The following is a 14,115-nucleotide window of genomic DNA, read 5'->3' as shown; positions in this document are numbered from 1 at the left end:
GGCACCACGATGACGGTCGTCCCGGCATCTCCCGGCGGTACGTCCGACGACCGCTCCTGGCTCGTCGTCATCGACCCCCAGCGGATCTTCGCAGACCCCTCCTCGGAGTGGGCGGCGCCGACGTTCCCCGAGGCCTTCGCGGTCATCGAGCGCCTCTCCGCCCGCCTCGGACCCGAGCGCACGATCGTGACCCGCTGGTTGCCGACGGCCGACCGGGACGGCGCCTGGGGCGGCTACTTCCGCGCCTGGCCCTTCGCCGACGTCCCTGCCGACGACCCCCTGTATGCCCTGGTCCACGGGGCCGCGGCGCTGACGGCGCACCCGACGCTCGACGAGCCGACGTTCGGCAAGTGGGGCCCCCAGCTCGCGACCGTCGTCGGCCCGCACCCACGGCTGGTGCTCGCCGGCGTCTCGACGGACTGCTGCGTCATCGCGACGGCGCTCGCCGCCGCCGATGCCGGGGTGTCGGTGCGGGTGGTGACCGATGCCTGCGCGGCGTCGACGCCGGACAACGGGGCGGCGGCCCTGCACGTCATGGGGCTGTTCGGGCCGCAGGTGGAGCTGGTCGAGAGCGGTGCCGTGCTCGAGGGCGTGGCCGACCGCTCGGACCGCTCGGACCGCTCGGACCGCTCGGACCGCTCGGACGCATGATGTCCGAGATGCCCCTGCCGCTCGGCACCGACGCGCTGACGCTGGCGGTCGGCGAGGAGGTCCAGGTCGCGCTGACCGCCGTCCGTCCCGGGGTGGGAGAGGCCTGGGGAGTCGTCTCCGTCGACCCTCCCGACGTCGCGACGGCGCAGGTGGTCCACGGTGCCGCGGTCACGGGTCAGGACGCACCGGAGGCCGGCCGTCGCCCCCTGGTGGGCGGCCCGGTCGCCACCGCGGTCGCCGTCCAAGCACTCGCACCCGGGACGGCCACGGTACGGATCCTGTTCTGCTACCGGTCCGCGATCGAGGAAGGGTGCGACCAGGGCCAGGCGTACGGCCTCGATCCCGTGGATCCCGTCCTGATCACCGTGACGGTGCGCTGACCCGGCACCCCGCCGCGCGCATCGCCCCTGCATCGCGTCCCTGGCGGGGGCCATGGGGAGTCGTCCCCATCGCCCCCGGCGCCCGGCCCTGCTGGAATGTCGAGGTCAGCTCCCGCGGCGTCGGGCCGGGCCGTCATCCGGGTATCGCTGGCCGAGACCCGGCGATACCCAGGAGGTCCCCATGCGTCGATCGATCGCCCGCACCCTCGTCACCGTGCCGTCGGCGCTCGCGCTCGCCCTGGGGGCGGCCGCCTGCGATCCCGGGAGCGACCCGACCCCGACCGAGGGCCCCTCCACGACGCTCGCGCCGGGGACCACGGAGGTCGAGCTCGCCGTCGGCGACACCGAGCAGGTGGGGATCGGTGATGTCTCGCCAGGCATCGGGGACGCGTGGGGGGTCGTCGCGCGTTCGGACGAGTCCGTCGCGGACGCGGAGGTCGTGCTGGCCGAGAAGGTCGCGGGTGTCGAGAAGGACGATGCGACCGAGCCGGCCGAGGTCGGCCGTCCGACCGAGGCCGCCGTCGCGATCACCGGACGTACGCCGGGAACCACCACCGTGCGGGTCGTCTACTGCTACCGCACGGCCATGGCCGAGGGTTGCGACCAGGGGCCCGACGGGCCGGTCGAGCCCCTCGAGATCACCGTGACCGTGCGCTGACGCCGACGTCGCGCACGCGCGGCGAGCGCTCGGGCGCTGTCCGCTGACGATCCCCCACAGGTCGCACCTCGTGTCCCAGGAACTCCCACCGCCGGTCGATGCCGGGCCCAGCGGCGGTGCTTAGGCTGAGGACATGCGCACCATCATCTCGCTGATCCTCAACATCATCTGGCTGCTCACCGCAGGGTGGGTGCTGTTCCTCGGCTACGTGCTGGCCGGGATCATCGCCTGCATCTTCATCGTGACCATCCCCTTCGGCGTCGCCTCGTTCCGGATCGCCGGGTTCGTGCTCTGGCCCTTCGGGCGCGAGGTCGTCGACCGGGGACGGGCCACCGGGGTCGGGACGGTCGGCAACGTGATCTGGTTCGTGGTGGCGGGCTGGTGGCTGGCGCTGGGTCACGTGGCGACCGCCGTGGCCCAGGCCCTCACGATCATCGGCATCCCGCTCGCCTGGGCGAACCTCAAGCTGATCCCCGTGACCTGCTTCCCGTTCGGCAAGGAGGTCGTCTCCAGCAGCGACGCCCGCGCCCGGATGTTCCCGACCGCCCGGCCCTGACCGGATGCCGGACCGCGGCGGGGCGATGACGAGCCCCGTCGGCGGAGCGCCCGGCCGGGCCGACACGGCGGTGGGACCCTGGACCCGCGAGGCCGGACTCCGCACCGCAGCGGCCATCGCCATCCATGTCGCCCACCCCATGCGCGGGGGCCACCCGCCCCTTGGCACGTGCCCGCCGACCGCCCCCCCCGGTCGACCAGCGACTCGCCCCGGGCTGGGTGCCGATGCCCGCCATGCAACAACCTGACTCCCAGCGCCCGAGCCCTCCGAATTCGAGGGTCTCGGGCTCCCTGAGTCAGGTTGTTGCAGCCACCCCGCCCGGCCAAGCTGGTGCAGCCGCCCCGTCCCGACCCCCCAAGCTGGTGCAGCCGCCCCGCCCCAACCCCCTCAGGTGGTTGCGTCCGCCCCACGCCACCGCCCCGTATCCGACACCGCCTCCGCCGCGCCGGCCCCCCACCGCGCCCGGCGGCCCGGTGCCGTCAGCGACCCCGGCTCGCCCGCCGCATCTCGCGCTGGATCTGGTCCTCGGTGGTGCGGGGCCCGAAGGCGGCCATGCCCTGCCAGAAGATCGCGAGCCCCCAGAAGAGGAGCGGGAAGATCGGCCAGAAGAAGCCGCCGCTGCGCGACCAGATGACGACGAGGAACGCGTTGATCACGATCCACATCGCCGCGCTGGCGACGAAGGCGCGGCGCGCATTGAGCCGCTGCACGGCCTGTCGGCGGAGGTCGGGGTCGTCGGCGGCGGTGGACGGGGTCAGCTTCTCGGACATCTCGGTCTCCTCGTCGTGGTGAGCATCTGATGTCCTCGACGCTAGGCCGCGCGGGGCGCAGCGCCCCCTGACGTGTGTCACGTCCTCACCCAGCACACGTCATGACCTCGCGTCCCGCGCTCCGCGACGGCGGTCGACCTCCGCATCAATCCCGTCGACCCCCCGCGCACCGCATGGCAGGCTCGCACGCATGCCCCATCGCCGCACCTGGTCCGACCTCCCACCCGCCGTCCGCGCCCGCGTCGAGATGACCCTCGGCGGCGGGCCCCGCTCGGTGCGGTCGTGCGAGGGAGGGTTCTCCACGAGCACCGCGGACGTCCTCACGGGCCCCGCGGACCGCGAGGTCTTCGTCAAGGCCGTGCGCCGTCAGGACAATCCCGGGGCGTGGGACATGAACCACCGGGAAGCGGATGTGCTGGCGTCGATCCCGCACGCCGCGCCTGTTCCCGACCTGCTCGACGTGTTCGAGGACGGCGACTGGTTCACCCTCGTGACCACCGTGGCCCCGGGCCGGATGCCCGAGCAGCCCTGGCGTCCCGAGCACCTCGATGCGACCTTCAGGGCGCTCGACCTGGTGCAGGGGGCCGCGACGACGGCATCCGTCGCCCACCTGCCGTCGGTGCCGGAGGTGCTGGGCCACGACCTGCGAGGCCTCGAGCGGGTGGCCGCAGATCCCCCGGCGGACCTGGACCCGTGGATCGCGGCGCGCCTTCCCGCGCTCGCCGAGTCGGCGGTGCGCGGCATCCCCGCTCTGGACGGCGATCTGCTGTGCCACTGCGACCTGCGCGCCTCGAACCTGCTGGTGGCCGAGGACGGCACGGTCACCGTCGTCGACTGGGCCTGGGCCGGACGCGGCAGCCACCTCGCCGACCCGGTCCAGCTCCTCGCCTCGATCGAGGACCCCACGGGCGACCTCGGCCTCAGCGCCCGGCTGGACCGTGTCCTGGACCGCCACGCCATCGCGCGGAGCGTCGGCACCGACGCGCTCGTGGGGATCCTCGGCTTCTTCGTCGACGCGGCCCGGTTCGAGGACACGGAGGTGGCGGGCCTGCAGGCGCATCGCGTGCGCCGCCGCGATCTGCTGCTCCCGCTGGTGCGCCGGCGCTGGGAGGACCAGGGCGCCTGAGGAACCTGGCCGATGGGTGGTGAGCCCACCCGATTGCGGGCCACGGATCGGGTGGGCTCACGACCCGATCCGTGGCCCGCATCGGCACGGGCCCGGCTCCCGGAGCACTCGGGACGACGGTCGGCACGGCACCGTCGCCCGCCCCACGCCCGACGCACCACGCCCCACCTGCGAGGATGGCCCCCATGCGACTGTGGAGCCTGCACCCGTCCCTGCTGGACCGCGCCGCCCTGGTGGCGTCGTGGCGCGAGGCGCTCCTGGCGCAGAAGGTGCTCGCGGGCGGGACGAAGGGCTACACCCGGCACCCTCAGCTGGTGCGCTTCCGCGCGCACGACCGTCCCGAGGCCGCGATCGGCGCCTTCCTGGTGGCGCTGCAGCGGGAGGCGACGGCGCGCGGGTACCGCTTCGATCCGACGAGGATCATGCGCCCGATGGACCCGCTCTCGCTCACGCCCATCCCCGTGACCGACGGGCAGCTCGCCTACGAGCTCGCGCACCTGCGGGCGAAGGTGACGGAGCGTTCGCCCGCGTGGCTGGAGCGTCTGCCCGCCGAGGGCGGACCCGCCTCGATCCGGCACCACCCGCTGTTCTCCCCGGTCCCGGGCGACGTCGAGGAGTGGGAGGTCCGCTGAGCACAGGAGCGCCCCACCGCCATGATGGCGATGGGGTGCTCCTCCTCACGATCGAGGTCGGGTGGCCGTCCGGGGCCGAGTGGTCGACCGCTGCACACCCTGCCGAACCCCGTGCTCCCGGTCAGCGGCGCGCTCAGTGCCCGCCGTCGCTGCTGCCGTGGTCGTGACCCTCGTGGTCGTGGTCCTCATGGCCCTCGCCCTCGTGGTCCGCGTGCGCGCCGCCTGCATCGGACGCCTCGCCCCCGCCGACCTTGACGCTGCCGGAGGCATCGCCCGAGGTCACCTGGATCTCGTGGGGCACCACGTCGAGGTCGAGCTCGCGGTACTTCTCGCCGCTGGCGATGTCGACGAGCACGAGCTTCTTGGCCTCGGGGTCGACGACGAAGGCGGTGCCGTCGGCCACGGCCATCATCGGGCCGGGCTCCTGCCACTCCTCGGGCTCGGTCCAGGGCTGGACCACGGGCACCTCGTGGGTGACCGCGCCGCTGACCGGGTCGAGGATGTTCAGCTCGCCGTCCCCGGTGATGACCAGGGCCTCGCCGTTCTCGCCGCGGTCCAGGGAGCGGAACCAGTAGGGCGAGCCGAGGTCCACGGTGCGCATGGTGTCGTTCGTGGTGTCGAGCAGGCCGATGCGGGTGGGGTGCTCGGTGCCGCCGGCGGGCTCCTCCTCGACCTTGTAGTCGGTCAGGACGATGGGCGAGACAGGGCTGCCCTTCTGGTTGCCGGAGCGCTGGTAGGCCTCGGGCACGGAGACCTTGTGGAAGGCGCCGTCGCGGTAGACGACGGGACCGTTCTCGCAGCCCAGGCTCACGACGTCGCCGCCGGAGGCGGTCGGCTGGGCCCCCGCCTCGCCGTGGACGCCGGGGCAGTCCGTGGTCTCGGCGGTGACCTTCCCGGAGGCGTCCTGGACCTGCACCGTGTGGCGCTCGTCCTCGGCGCCCTGGGTCAGCAGCACGGCGTCGTCCTGCAGGGGGACGGCCACGCCGTGGTGGGGTGCGTCGGCCTTGACCTCGGTGGGGGTGCCGAGCTCTCCATCGGCCAGCGCGTCGGTCTCGAAGATCGTGATCTCCCCGGTGCCGTCGGAGAACAGGGCGGTGTGGCCGTCGTGGGGAACGACGTGGCCCGGCTCGGGGGCCTTGACCGTGATGTCGGTGAGCGCGGGGCTCTGCTCGTAGTAGTGGTAGTGGTCGCCGTGCGCCTGGGCGATGAGGCCCGTGTCGTAGGCCTGGAAGCCCTGGGAGGTGCTGACCATGACGTGGCGGCCATCGCCCGCGGCGTTGAGCCGCGCATAGCCCTTGACCTCGGTCGTATCGAGCACCTCTCCGTCCTCGGAGTCGATGGTCGTGACGCCCTTGTCGTGCGCGAGGACGATGCGCGGGGTGAGCCCGCCGACCTCCGTGCGATCGGACTCCGCGGCGGCGGAGCTCGAGGCCTCCTCGGCGCTCTCCCCTCCCCCGCTGCATCCGGCGAGCGCGAGCACCCCGATGCCCGCGAGCGCGAGGCCCTTGTTGCGAATGGTTCCCATATCAATCATGAGGCGAACCGTAGCAGTATTTGCGAATGATTCTCAAACTGGGCCGCGGGGCGGTCCCGTGGGTGCCAGGACCCGGCGGACAGGTCCGCGCAGGGACCCTGCGGATGGATCCGCGCCGGACCCCAACGGACGGGACCGAGCCGCCCCCCCCGCCTCAGCCCACGACCTCCCGCACGCCCGTGAACAGCCCCACCACACCCAGCAGCACGGCGAAGGCGAGGACCAGGGTCGAGGGACGCACGCGCGCGGACAGCGGCCCGCCCAGGGCCCCGCCGGCCATCGACCCCGCCGCGAACAGCAGCGTCACGGGCCAGTCGACGTGCACGCCGGTCCCCGCGCGGCCCGCGAGGCTCGCGGCGGTCGCGATGATCATGACCAGCAGGGACGTCCCGGCGGCCCGGCGCATCGACAGCCCCAGGACCAGCACCAGCATCGGCACGACGATGAACCCGCCGCCCACCCCGAAGAAGCCCGTGAGCAGGCCCGTCGCGGTGGCCGCGAGGAGAAGCCGGGCGGTCGAGGGTCGCAGCGTCGCAGGTTCCGCCGGACTCCCGGAGCCCCTGATCTCGACGGCGTCGGCGTCGACCGCGCCGTCCCGAGGATCGGCATCGAGGCCATCACGGGCATTTCCGAACCTGGCACCATCACCTCCGTCGTCCTGCGTCCGGGCGCCCGCGCGTTCGTCGGCCCTCTCCGCCGCCCGACCCCGGATCGCGCTGCGCAGCATCACCGCCGACACCCCCAGCAGCAGCACGGCGAACAGGATCATCAGCAGGTGGGAGGGCACGAGGGCCGAGGCCCGCGCGCCGATCAGCGCCGCGAGCACCGACCCGAGCCCGAACAGCAGGCCGTCGCGCCAGGCCACGGTCCCCACCCGGGCGTGGTGGGTGAGGCTCGCGAGCGCGGTCAGGCCCACGATCACGAGCGAGCTCGCGGTGGCCTCGTGCGGGTCCTGCCCCAGCACGTACACGAGCACCGGCACGGCGAGGATCCCGCCGCCGGCCCCGAGCGCGCCCACGACCACGCCGATGCTGAGGCCCACGAGCACGGCCAGGACGATGATCTCCATGCGCTGAATCCTCCAGGTGGTGGGACGAGTGGCGGTGGTACCAGAGGGGGGCCAGAGGCGGTGGGACACGATGCGGTCTCCGGCGCGAGGTCCGGCTGAACCGGCCAGCACGTCCATCTTGCCCCCGGGAGATGATGTCCCGATGACGGACGCGACGGACGCCGCCGCCGACCCCGAGGTGGGTCGGCGGATCCTCGCGGCCTGGCGGGACGGCACGCTCGTCCCCCGCGGACCGGACACCCCGGGCCCGCGCCCCGCCGAGGACTCGGGCATCGAGGTGATCGGCGTCGGCGAGTCCTTCGCGGCCTGGGCCATCTGCTCCCCGGGCCATCCCGGCGTCACCGTCCGCGTGCCCTGGCGCGACCCCGAGGATCTCGCGCAGCCCCTCGGACGGGAGATCGCCGCGCTGCGCCACGTGCCGCCGGGGTTGGGCCCGCTGCCGCTGGCGCTGTGGGACGACCCCGCGAGCAGCCCCATCGGCCGCCCCTGTCTGGTGACGGCCTTCGTGCCGGGCCGCGTGCTGGCGCCGACGGACTGGAGCCCGCGCCATCTGCGGGCGCACGCCCGCGCCCTCGCACGGCTGCACACGGCGTCGATGCCGGGCCGCGGCCCGCTGCTCGGCGCACCGGACACCGCGGGGCTCGCCCCCGGGCCGATGTCGATCCTCGCCGAGGCCGACGGCGCCTTCGCCTGGTGGCACGAGCACCACCCGGAGGTCGCGGACCGCGCGGACGTCGCCCCGCTGCTCGCCGCCGCCCGAGGCCGCTGCGCCCAGGCCGAGCCGGCCTTCGCCCGCAACGATGCGTACGTCCTGGCGCACGGGGACCTCTGCGCGACCAACGTCGTCTGGGAGGACGACGCCGAGGGCGCACCCCGCCCCCGCTTCATCGACTTCGAATGGGCCCAGGCCGACGACCGCGCGCGCGACCTCGCGATCATCGGCGGCCCGGTCCACGGCGGCCCCTGGTACGTGCCGCTGGACGACGGGGCGCTCGAGGACCTCCTGCGGACCTACGTCGACGCCGCGCGCGGCTACGACCCGACGGCGATCCCGGACGTCGACGACCTGCGCGCACGGCGCGACGCGTGGGTCGCCTACGAGCGCACCGCGATGCTGCTGCACGTCACGCGCCGTGCCGCCGAGGGCGATCCCGCGCATCGCGCCGCGCTGCCGGTGCTGCGGTCGAGCCTCGCCGAGTGGCTGGGAGCCTGACGGATCCTGCGGAGCTGTGCGCGATGTTCGCGACGTGGCTGGGTGCCAGAACGGCGGCGCCACCCGAGCGGCGGCGGCTCGGAGCTCCCTGCGTGGCCGGGTGCCCGACCGGCGGCACCGCCCGGGCCCGGCCACCCGGTCCCCAGCTGCGCTCGGCCCGCCGCACCGTCTCTAGGATCTGGGCATGAGCACGACTCCCGCCGCCCCGCCGTTCACCCGGGTCGTACTGCTGCACGGCTTCGGCGCTCACACCGCCAACCACTGGTTCCCATGGCTGGCCCGGCAGGTCCCCGTGCTGGACCGGGTGGAGCTCCCGGATCCGCAGGCCCCCGACGCCGAGTCCTGGATCGCCCTGGCCGCGGCCGCGATCGGCCCGCTCGACGAGAGGACCGCCCTGATCACGCACAGCCTGGGCGGGGTCACCGGGATCCGCGCCCTCCAGCGTCTGGCCGCGGCGGACCCGGGCGGCGGTCGCCTCGGTGCCCTGGTCGCGGTCGCCCCGTTCACCGAGCAGCTGCCCGTCAGCGGCGACCCGGAGCTCGACACCTTCGTCCGGGACCTCGCCCCCGCCTTCACGGACGGCGCGGATCCCGCCGCGGTCGCGGGCCGGATCGCCCGGGCCACCGTGATCCGCTCCGACGACGACCCGGCGGTGCCCGCGTGGGCCTCGGATCACCTCGCGAGCGCGCTCGGTGCCGACCTCGTGGTGGTGCCGGGCGCGGGGCACTTCCTCGGATCGGGCGGGATCCTCGAGCTGCCCGAGGTGCTCACGGCGCTCGGGGACGGCCGGGGATGACCGCCCTCGTCCCCGAGCTGGTCGTCGCCGATCTGGGCCGCAGCCTGGCCTTCTGGTGCGGCGTGTGCGGCTTCGCGGTGCGCTACGACCGCCCCGAGGAGGGCTTCGCCTACCTGGTGCGCGAGGGTGCCGAGGTCATGCTCGACGAGGAATCACGGGGCCGCACCTGGGCCACGGGACCGCTGGAGCGGCCGCTGGGGCGGGGGGTGAACCTGCAGATCGCCGTCGCCGAGCTCGACTCGCTGCTGGCCGCCTTCGCGCACGCCGGCATCGTCCCCTTCGAGGGCCCGGAGGAGCGCTGGTACCGGATCGGTCCCGGCGAGGAGGCCGGTGTGCACCAGGTGCTGGTGTGCGATCCCGACGGATACCTGCTGCGCTTCCAGGCGTCGCTCGGGCATCGGGTGGGCCCGGCGACGGGCGCGTGACCGCTGGGTTCCGCGTCCAACCGGGTTCTTGCCCGTCCGCGTCCCCGCATGACGGTCGCTGCCCGCGCCGACGCCGCGCCGCCGATAGCCTGAGGACCATGCCCAGCATCGCCATCGTCGTCACCCATCCTGAGGTCTACACCGACCTCGACACCGACCGGGACACCCCCCGCATCTCCGCCGCGCTGCGGGACCGCAGTGCGCACGCCGAGAGCGTGAACTGGCACGATCCCGCGGTGGACTGGACCCGCTTCGACCTGGTCCTGATCCGCAGCCCGTGGGACTACACCGTCCATGCCGCGGACTTCGCCGCGTGGATCGACCGCCTCGAGGGCGCCGGCGTGCAGGTCGCCAACGATCCGGCGGTCCTCCGCTGGAACAGCGACAAGACCTACCTCGCGGACCTCGAGCGCGCGGGCGTGCCGGTGGTGCCCACCGCCTACCTGCGCACCGAGCCGGAGGTCGCGGCCTCCCTCGCCGCCGCCGGGGGCGACCACGTCGTCATCAAGCCCGCGGTCAGCGCCGGCAGCGACCGCACCGGGCTTTTCGCAGCCGCGGATCCGGCCGCCGCGGCGCTCGCGCAGCGGATCCTCGGCGCCGGCGGCACCGTCATGCTGCAGCCCGAGGTCCCCGAGCTCAGCGCGGGCGCCGAGAAGGCGCTGTACCTCATCGACGGGCGCTTCACGCACGCGATCGCCAAGGGCGCCCTGCTCGCACGGGGCGGCGGCCTGATCGGCGGCGTCTACCAGGAGCATCGGGAGATCGTGCCCACCACGGACGCCGAGCGGTCGTTCGCGGCGGCCGCGCTGCGCGCCGTCGCCGAGGTCACCGGGCGGCCCGTGCCGCTGTACGCGCGGATCGACCTCGTGGACACCGCCGCCTACGGCATCGTGCTGCTGGAGGCCGAGCTCATCGAGCCCTCGCTGAACCTCGACCTGGCGCCCGAGGTGGCCGACGTCGTGGCCGAGGCGGTGCTCGCGCGTGCCCGACGGTGAGGGCGCACCTCCCCGGAGCGCTCCGGAACCCCTGCCGCGGATCGCGATCGCCGGGGTCGGCATCGAGTCGAGCACCTTCTCCCCGGCCCGCACCGAGGCGGCGGCCTTCCATCCCGTGCGCGGCCCGCAGGTGCTGGACCGCTACCCGTACCTCGCCCCCGGCACGCCGTCGCGCGGGGCCGCACGCTGGGTGCCCGTGCTCGTGGGCAAGGCCCTGCCCGGTGGGATCGTCACCGCGGAGGCCTTCGCGTCGCTGACCGGCGAGCTCCTCGCGGGGCTCGCCCACGCGGTCGCCGAGGGACCGCTCGACGGACTCCACCTGGACCTCCACGGTGCGATGAGCGTCGAGGGCCTCGTGGACGCCGAGGCGGTGCTCCTGTCCCGCATCCGCGCCGTGATCGGCCCCGATCCCCTCGTCTCCGCCTCGCTGGACCTGCACGGCAACGTCTCCCGCGCACTCGTCCACGCCTGTGACCTGCTGACCTGCTATCGGACCGCCCCGCACATCGACGTCGACGAGACCCGCGAGCGCGCCGTGCGCCTGCTCGTGGACCGGATCGCCGCGGGCGGACGGCCGGTCAAGGCGTGGGTCCCCGTGCCGGTGCTGCTGCCCGGGGAGAAGACCTCCACGCGGATCGAACCCGCCCGCGGGGTGTACGCCGGCATCGACGCCGTGACGGCCGATCCCGGGGTGCTCGATGCCTCGATCTGGGTGGGCTACGCCTGGGCCGATGAGCCGCGCTGCCACGCCGCGGTGGTCGTCACCGGCGCCGACGAGCTCGCGGTGGCCGCCGGTGCCGAATGCCTGGCCAGGGCGTTCTGGGACGCGCGGGAGGACTTCGCCTTCGTCGCCCCGACCGCGCCCCTCGACGAGGCGATCGACCGCGCGCTGGCCTCGCCCGCCCGGCCGTTCCTCGTCTCGGAGTCCGGGGACAATCCCACGGCGGGCGGCGCGGGCGACGTCACCTGGACGCTCGCCCGCCTGCTCGCCCGACCCGAGTTCCGCGCCGCCGACGGGCCCACCCTGATCTACGCGTCGATCCCGGGGCCCGCGGCGATCGACATCGCCGTAGCCGCGGGGATCGAGGCGCACGTGACCGTCACCGTCGGGGCTGCCGTCGACGACCGAGCCGAAGGTCCCGTGACCCTGACCGGAGAGGTCCGCGCGATCCGCACCGGAGACGTCCACGCGGGCACCGAGGTGGTGCTGCGGACCGGGAGCATCGACGTCATCGTGACCGCTCGCCGCAAGCCCTACCACCTCGCCTCGGACTTCACGGCGCTGGGCCTGGATCCGCAGGCGACGGACGTCGTGGTCGTCAAGATCGGCTACCTCGAGCCCGAGCTGCACGCGATGGCCGCCGACTGGATCCTGGCCCTGACCCCGGGCGGCGTGGACCAGGACCTCCTGCGGCTGGGGCATCGGCACATCCAGCGGCCGATGTTCCCCTACGACCCCGACATGGCCGAGCCCGACCTGCGCGCCCGGCGGATCCCCCCGAGCGACGTGGCGGACGGGGAGACGGACCGCTGAGGACGGGTCCGGGCAGGATCTGCCCTGCCCGGGTCGACCCCGGACGGAGCGAACCCGCCCCGCGCCAGCCTCAGACGACGCCGAAGGCCATCATCGCGTCGGCCACCTTGCGGAACCCCGCAACGTTCGCGCCCAGGACGTAGTCCCCGGGGCGGTCGAACTCCTCGGCGGTCTCGAGGCACGTCGTGTGGATGGACCGCATGATCTGGGTCAGCCGCTCCTCGGTGTACTCGAAGGTCCAGGTGTCCCGCGAGGCGTTCTGCTGCATCTCCAGCGCCGATGTCGCGACGCCCCCCGCATTGGCCGCCTTGCCCGGGCCGAAGGCGATCCCCGCCTCGCGGAACAGCGCCACCGCTTCCGGGGTCGAGGGCATGTTGGCGCCCTCGGAGACCGCCTCGACGCCGTTGCCCAGCAGGGTGCGGGCCGCGTCGGCGTCGAGCTCGTTCTGGGTCGCGCAGGGCAGGGCGATCCCCACCGGCACGTCCCACACGGACCCGTCGGCCACGAAGCGCGCCCGACCTCCGCGTCGCTCCTCGTACTCGCCGATGCGCCCGCGCTCGACCTCCTTGATCTGCTGCAGCAGCTCGAGGTCGATCCCGTCCTCGTCGACCACGTAGCCCGAGGAATCCGAGGCGGTGACGGGGATCCCGCCGAGCTGGCGCACCTTCTGGATCGCGTAGATCGCGACGTTGCCGGAGCCCGAGACGGACACCCGGCGCCCCTCGACGCCGGTGCCGCGCGCCCGCAGCATCTCGTCGGCGAAGATCGCGGCCCCGTAGCCTGTGGCCTCCTTGCGCACGAGCGAGCCGCCCCAGTCCAGGCCCTTGCCAGTCAGGACGCCGCCCTCGTAGCGGTTGGTCAGCCGCTTGTACTGCCCGAACAGGAAGCCGATCTCCCGCGCGCCCACGCCGATGTCCCCGGCGGGCACGTCCGTGTACTCGCCGATGTGGCGCCACAGCTCGGTCATGAACGACTGGCAGAACCGCATGACCTCGCCGTCGGAGCGGCCGTGCGGATCGAAGTCGGAGCCGCCCTTGCCGCCGCCGATCGGCAGCCCGGTCAGGGAGTTCTTGAAGATCTGCTCGAAGCCCAGGAACTTCACGATCCCCAGGTTCACGGAGCGGTGGAAGCGCAGCCCGCCCTTGTAGGGACCCAGCGCCGAGTTGTACTCGACGCGGAAACCGCGGTTGACCTGCACCTGGCCGTGGTCGTCGACCCACGGCACACGGAAGATGATCTGTCGCTCCGGCTCGCACAGGCGGGTGATGATCCCGGCGTCGGAGTACTCGGGATGACGGGCCTGCACCACCTCGAGGGACTCGAAGACCTCGCGCACGGCCTGGTGGAATTCGGGCTCGCCGGGGTTGCGGCGCAGCACCTCGTCGAACGTCGACTGCAGAGCGGTATCGATCATGTCCGTCCTTCCGTCACCGGAGTGCCCGGCATCGGGTGGCGACGGCGTCGGCGCGCGTCGCGGGGGGTCGTGGTCGCGCCGCGGGGGCGGCGGTATGGCCACTCTATGGACAGTCGTCTCAGGATGCGCGCGCGGTCCCGTGGGTGGACGGGCGCGTGGGTGGTCGGGTGGGAGGTCGAACCGCCAGCTGGGTGGCCGGACGGGTGGGTGGCCGGACGGGTGGGTGGCCGGGCGGATGGGTGGCCGGGCGGATGGGGTCGAACAGCCAGCTGGGTGCCGAGGTCCGGGGAGCCGCGCCGGAGGGAGCGGGCCGCACGGGTCGGAAGGGGTCACAACGGGCCGAGTCCTGGCTGTTCCCGGGG

The 14,115-nt window shown here is 73.9% G+C and carries 15 protein-coding genes; 11 read left to right on the top strand and 4 right to left on the bottom strand.

The annotated features are described in order from the left end of the window. The first annotated feature begins 9 nt into the window (after nt 1–9). The 4 genes from ACT3TZ_RS06000 (at nt 10) to ACT3TZ_RS05985 (ending at nt 2,245) form a co-directional block, all read left to right on the top strand. Nucleotides 10–651 (top strand): cysteine hydrolase family protein, encoded by a 642-nt coding sequence (locus ACT3TZ_RS06000; RefSeq protein WP_444582490.1) that lies wholly within the window; start codon nt 10–12, stop codon nt 649–651. Nucleotides 652–659: 8 nt separating this feature from the next. Then, nucleotides 660–1,031 carry a hypothetical protein gene (locus tag ACT3TZ_RS05995; RefSeq protein WP_444582489.1) on the top strand — a complete coding sequence of 124 codons (372 nt, stop codon included), beginning with the start codon at nt 660–662 and terminating at the stop codon, nt 1,029–1,031. Nucleotides 1,032–1,212: 181 nt separating this feature from the next. Further along, on the top strand, nt 1,213–1,689 hold the full coding sequence (locus ACT3TZ_RS05990) for a hypothetical protein (protein ID WP_444582488.1): 477 nt from the start codon (nt 1,213–1,215) through the stop codon (nt 1,687–1,689). A gap of 133 nt (nt 1,690–1,822) precedes the next feature. Continuing rightward, nucleotides 1,823–2,245, top strand: coding sequence for a YccF domain-containing protein (locus ACT3TZ_RS05985; RefSeq protein WP_444582487.1), 423 nt, complete (start codon nt 1,823–1,825; stop codon nt 2,243–2,245). Nucleotides 2,246–2,724: 479 nt separating this feature from the next. On the opposite strand, the gene ACT3TZ_RS05980 is transcribed toward ACT3TZ_RS05985, so the two are convergent. Beyond that, a complete protein-coding gene (locus tag ACT3TZ_RS05980) occupies nt 2,725–3,015 on the bottom strand; it encodes a 2TM domain-containing protein (RefSeq protein ID WP_444582486.1) in 291 nt (96 codons plus the stop codon). 190 nt (nt 3,016–3,205) lie between these two features. Here ACT3TZ_RS05980 and ACT3TZ_RS05975 point away from each other — a divergent pair, with 190 nt between their 5' ends. After that, on the top strand, nt 3,206–4,141 hold the full coding sequence (locus ACT3TZ_RS05975; protein ID WP_444582485.1) for a phosphotransferase: 936 nt from the start codon (nt 3,206–3,208) through the stop codon (nt 4,139–4,141). Between the two features lie 185 nt (nt 4,142–4,326). After that, a complete protein-coding gene (locus ACT3TZ_RS05970) occupies nt 4,327–4,773 on the top strand; it encodes a pyrimidine dimer DNA glycosylase/endonuclease V (RefSeq protein WP_444582484.1) in 447 nt (148 codons plus the stop codon). A 133-nt stretch (nt 4,774–4,906) separates the two neighbouring features. Here the strand turns inward: ACT3TZ_RS05970 and ACT3TZ_RS05965 are convergent, their stop codons facing one another. Then, nucleotides 4,907–6,307: a hypothetical protein gene (locus ACT3TZ_RS05965; RefSeq protein WP_444582483.1), complete on the bottom strand. Its 1,401-nt coding sequence runs from the start codon at nt 6,305–6,307 to the stop codon at nt 4,907–4,909. A gap of 154 nt (nt 6,308–6,461) precedes the next feature. Continuing rightward, nucleotides 6,462–7,376 (bottom strand): sulfite exporter TauE/SafE family protein, encoded by a 915-nt coding sequence (locus ACT3TZ_RS05960; RefSeq protein WP_444582482.1) that lies wholly within the window; start codon nt 7,374–7,376, stop codon nt 6,462–6,464. 142 nt (nt 7,377–7,518) lie between these two features. Between ACT3TZ_RS05960 and ACT3TZ_RS05955 the strand changes: the two genes are divergently transcribed. From ACT3TZ_RS05955 to ACT3TZ_RS05935, 5 genes are all read left to right on the top strand, one after another. Then, nucleotides 7,519–8,589, top strand: a complete 1,071-nt coding sequence (locus tag ACT3TZ_RS05955; RefSeq protein WP_444582481.1) for a phosphotransferase — start codon at nt 7,519–7,521, stop codon at nt 8,587–8,589. Between the two features lie 184 nt (nt 8,590–8,773). Further along, nucleotides 8,774–9,385, top strand: coding sequence for an RBBP9/YdeN family alpha/beta hydrolase (locus ACT3TZ_RS05950; RefSeq protein ID WP_444582480.1), 612 nt, complete (start codon nt 8,774–8,776; stop codon nt 9,383–9,385). Beyond that, entirely contained in the window at nt 9,382–9,810 is a 429-nt protein-coding gene (locus ACT3TZ_RS05945; RefSeq protein ID WP_444582479.1) for a bleomycin resistance protein, read from the top strand. The genes ACT3TZ_RS05950 and ACT3TZ_RS05945 overlap by 4 nt, the downstream gene beginning before the upstream one ends. A 98-nt stretch (nt 9,811–9,908) precedes the next feature. Further along, entirely contained in the window at nt 9,909–10,805 is an 897-nt protein-coding gene (locus tag ACT3TZ_RS05940; RefSeq protein WP_444582478.1) for an ATP-grasp domain-containing protein, read from the top strand. After that, nucleotides 10,792–12,339 carry a M81 family metallopeptidase gene (locus ACT3TZ_RS05935; RefSeq protein ID WP_444582477.1) on the top strand — a complete coding sequence of 516 codons (1,548 nt, stop codon included), beginning with the start codon at nt 10,792–10,794 and terminating at the stop codon, nt 12,337–12,339. Before ACT3TZ_RS05940 ends, ACT3TZ_RS05935 begins: the two co-directional genes overlap by 14 nt. A gap of 70 nt (nt 12,340–12,409) precedes the next feature. On the opposite strand, the gene gdhA is transcribed toward ACT3TZ_RS05935, so the two are convergent. Beyond that, nucleotides 12,410–13,753 carry an NADP-specific glutamate dehydrogenase gene (gene gdhA / locus ACT3TZ_RS05930; protein ID WP_444582476.1) on the bottom strand — a complete coding sequence of 448 codons (1,344 nt, stop codon included), beginning with the start codon at nt 13,751–13,753 and terminating at the stop codon, nt 12,410–12,412. Between the last annotated feature and the right edge of the window lie 362 nt (nt 13,754–14,115).

The sequence above is a fragment of the Brachybacterium sp. AOP25-B2-12 genome (assembly GCF_052378625.1).
Classification (GTDB): domain Bacteria; phylum Actinomycetota; class Actinomycetes; order Actinomycetales; family Dermabacteraceae; genus Brachybacterium.
Note: the sequence above shows the minus strand (reverse complement) of the source record. Positions and strands in the feature narration are given on the sequence as shown.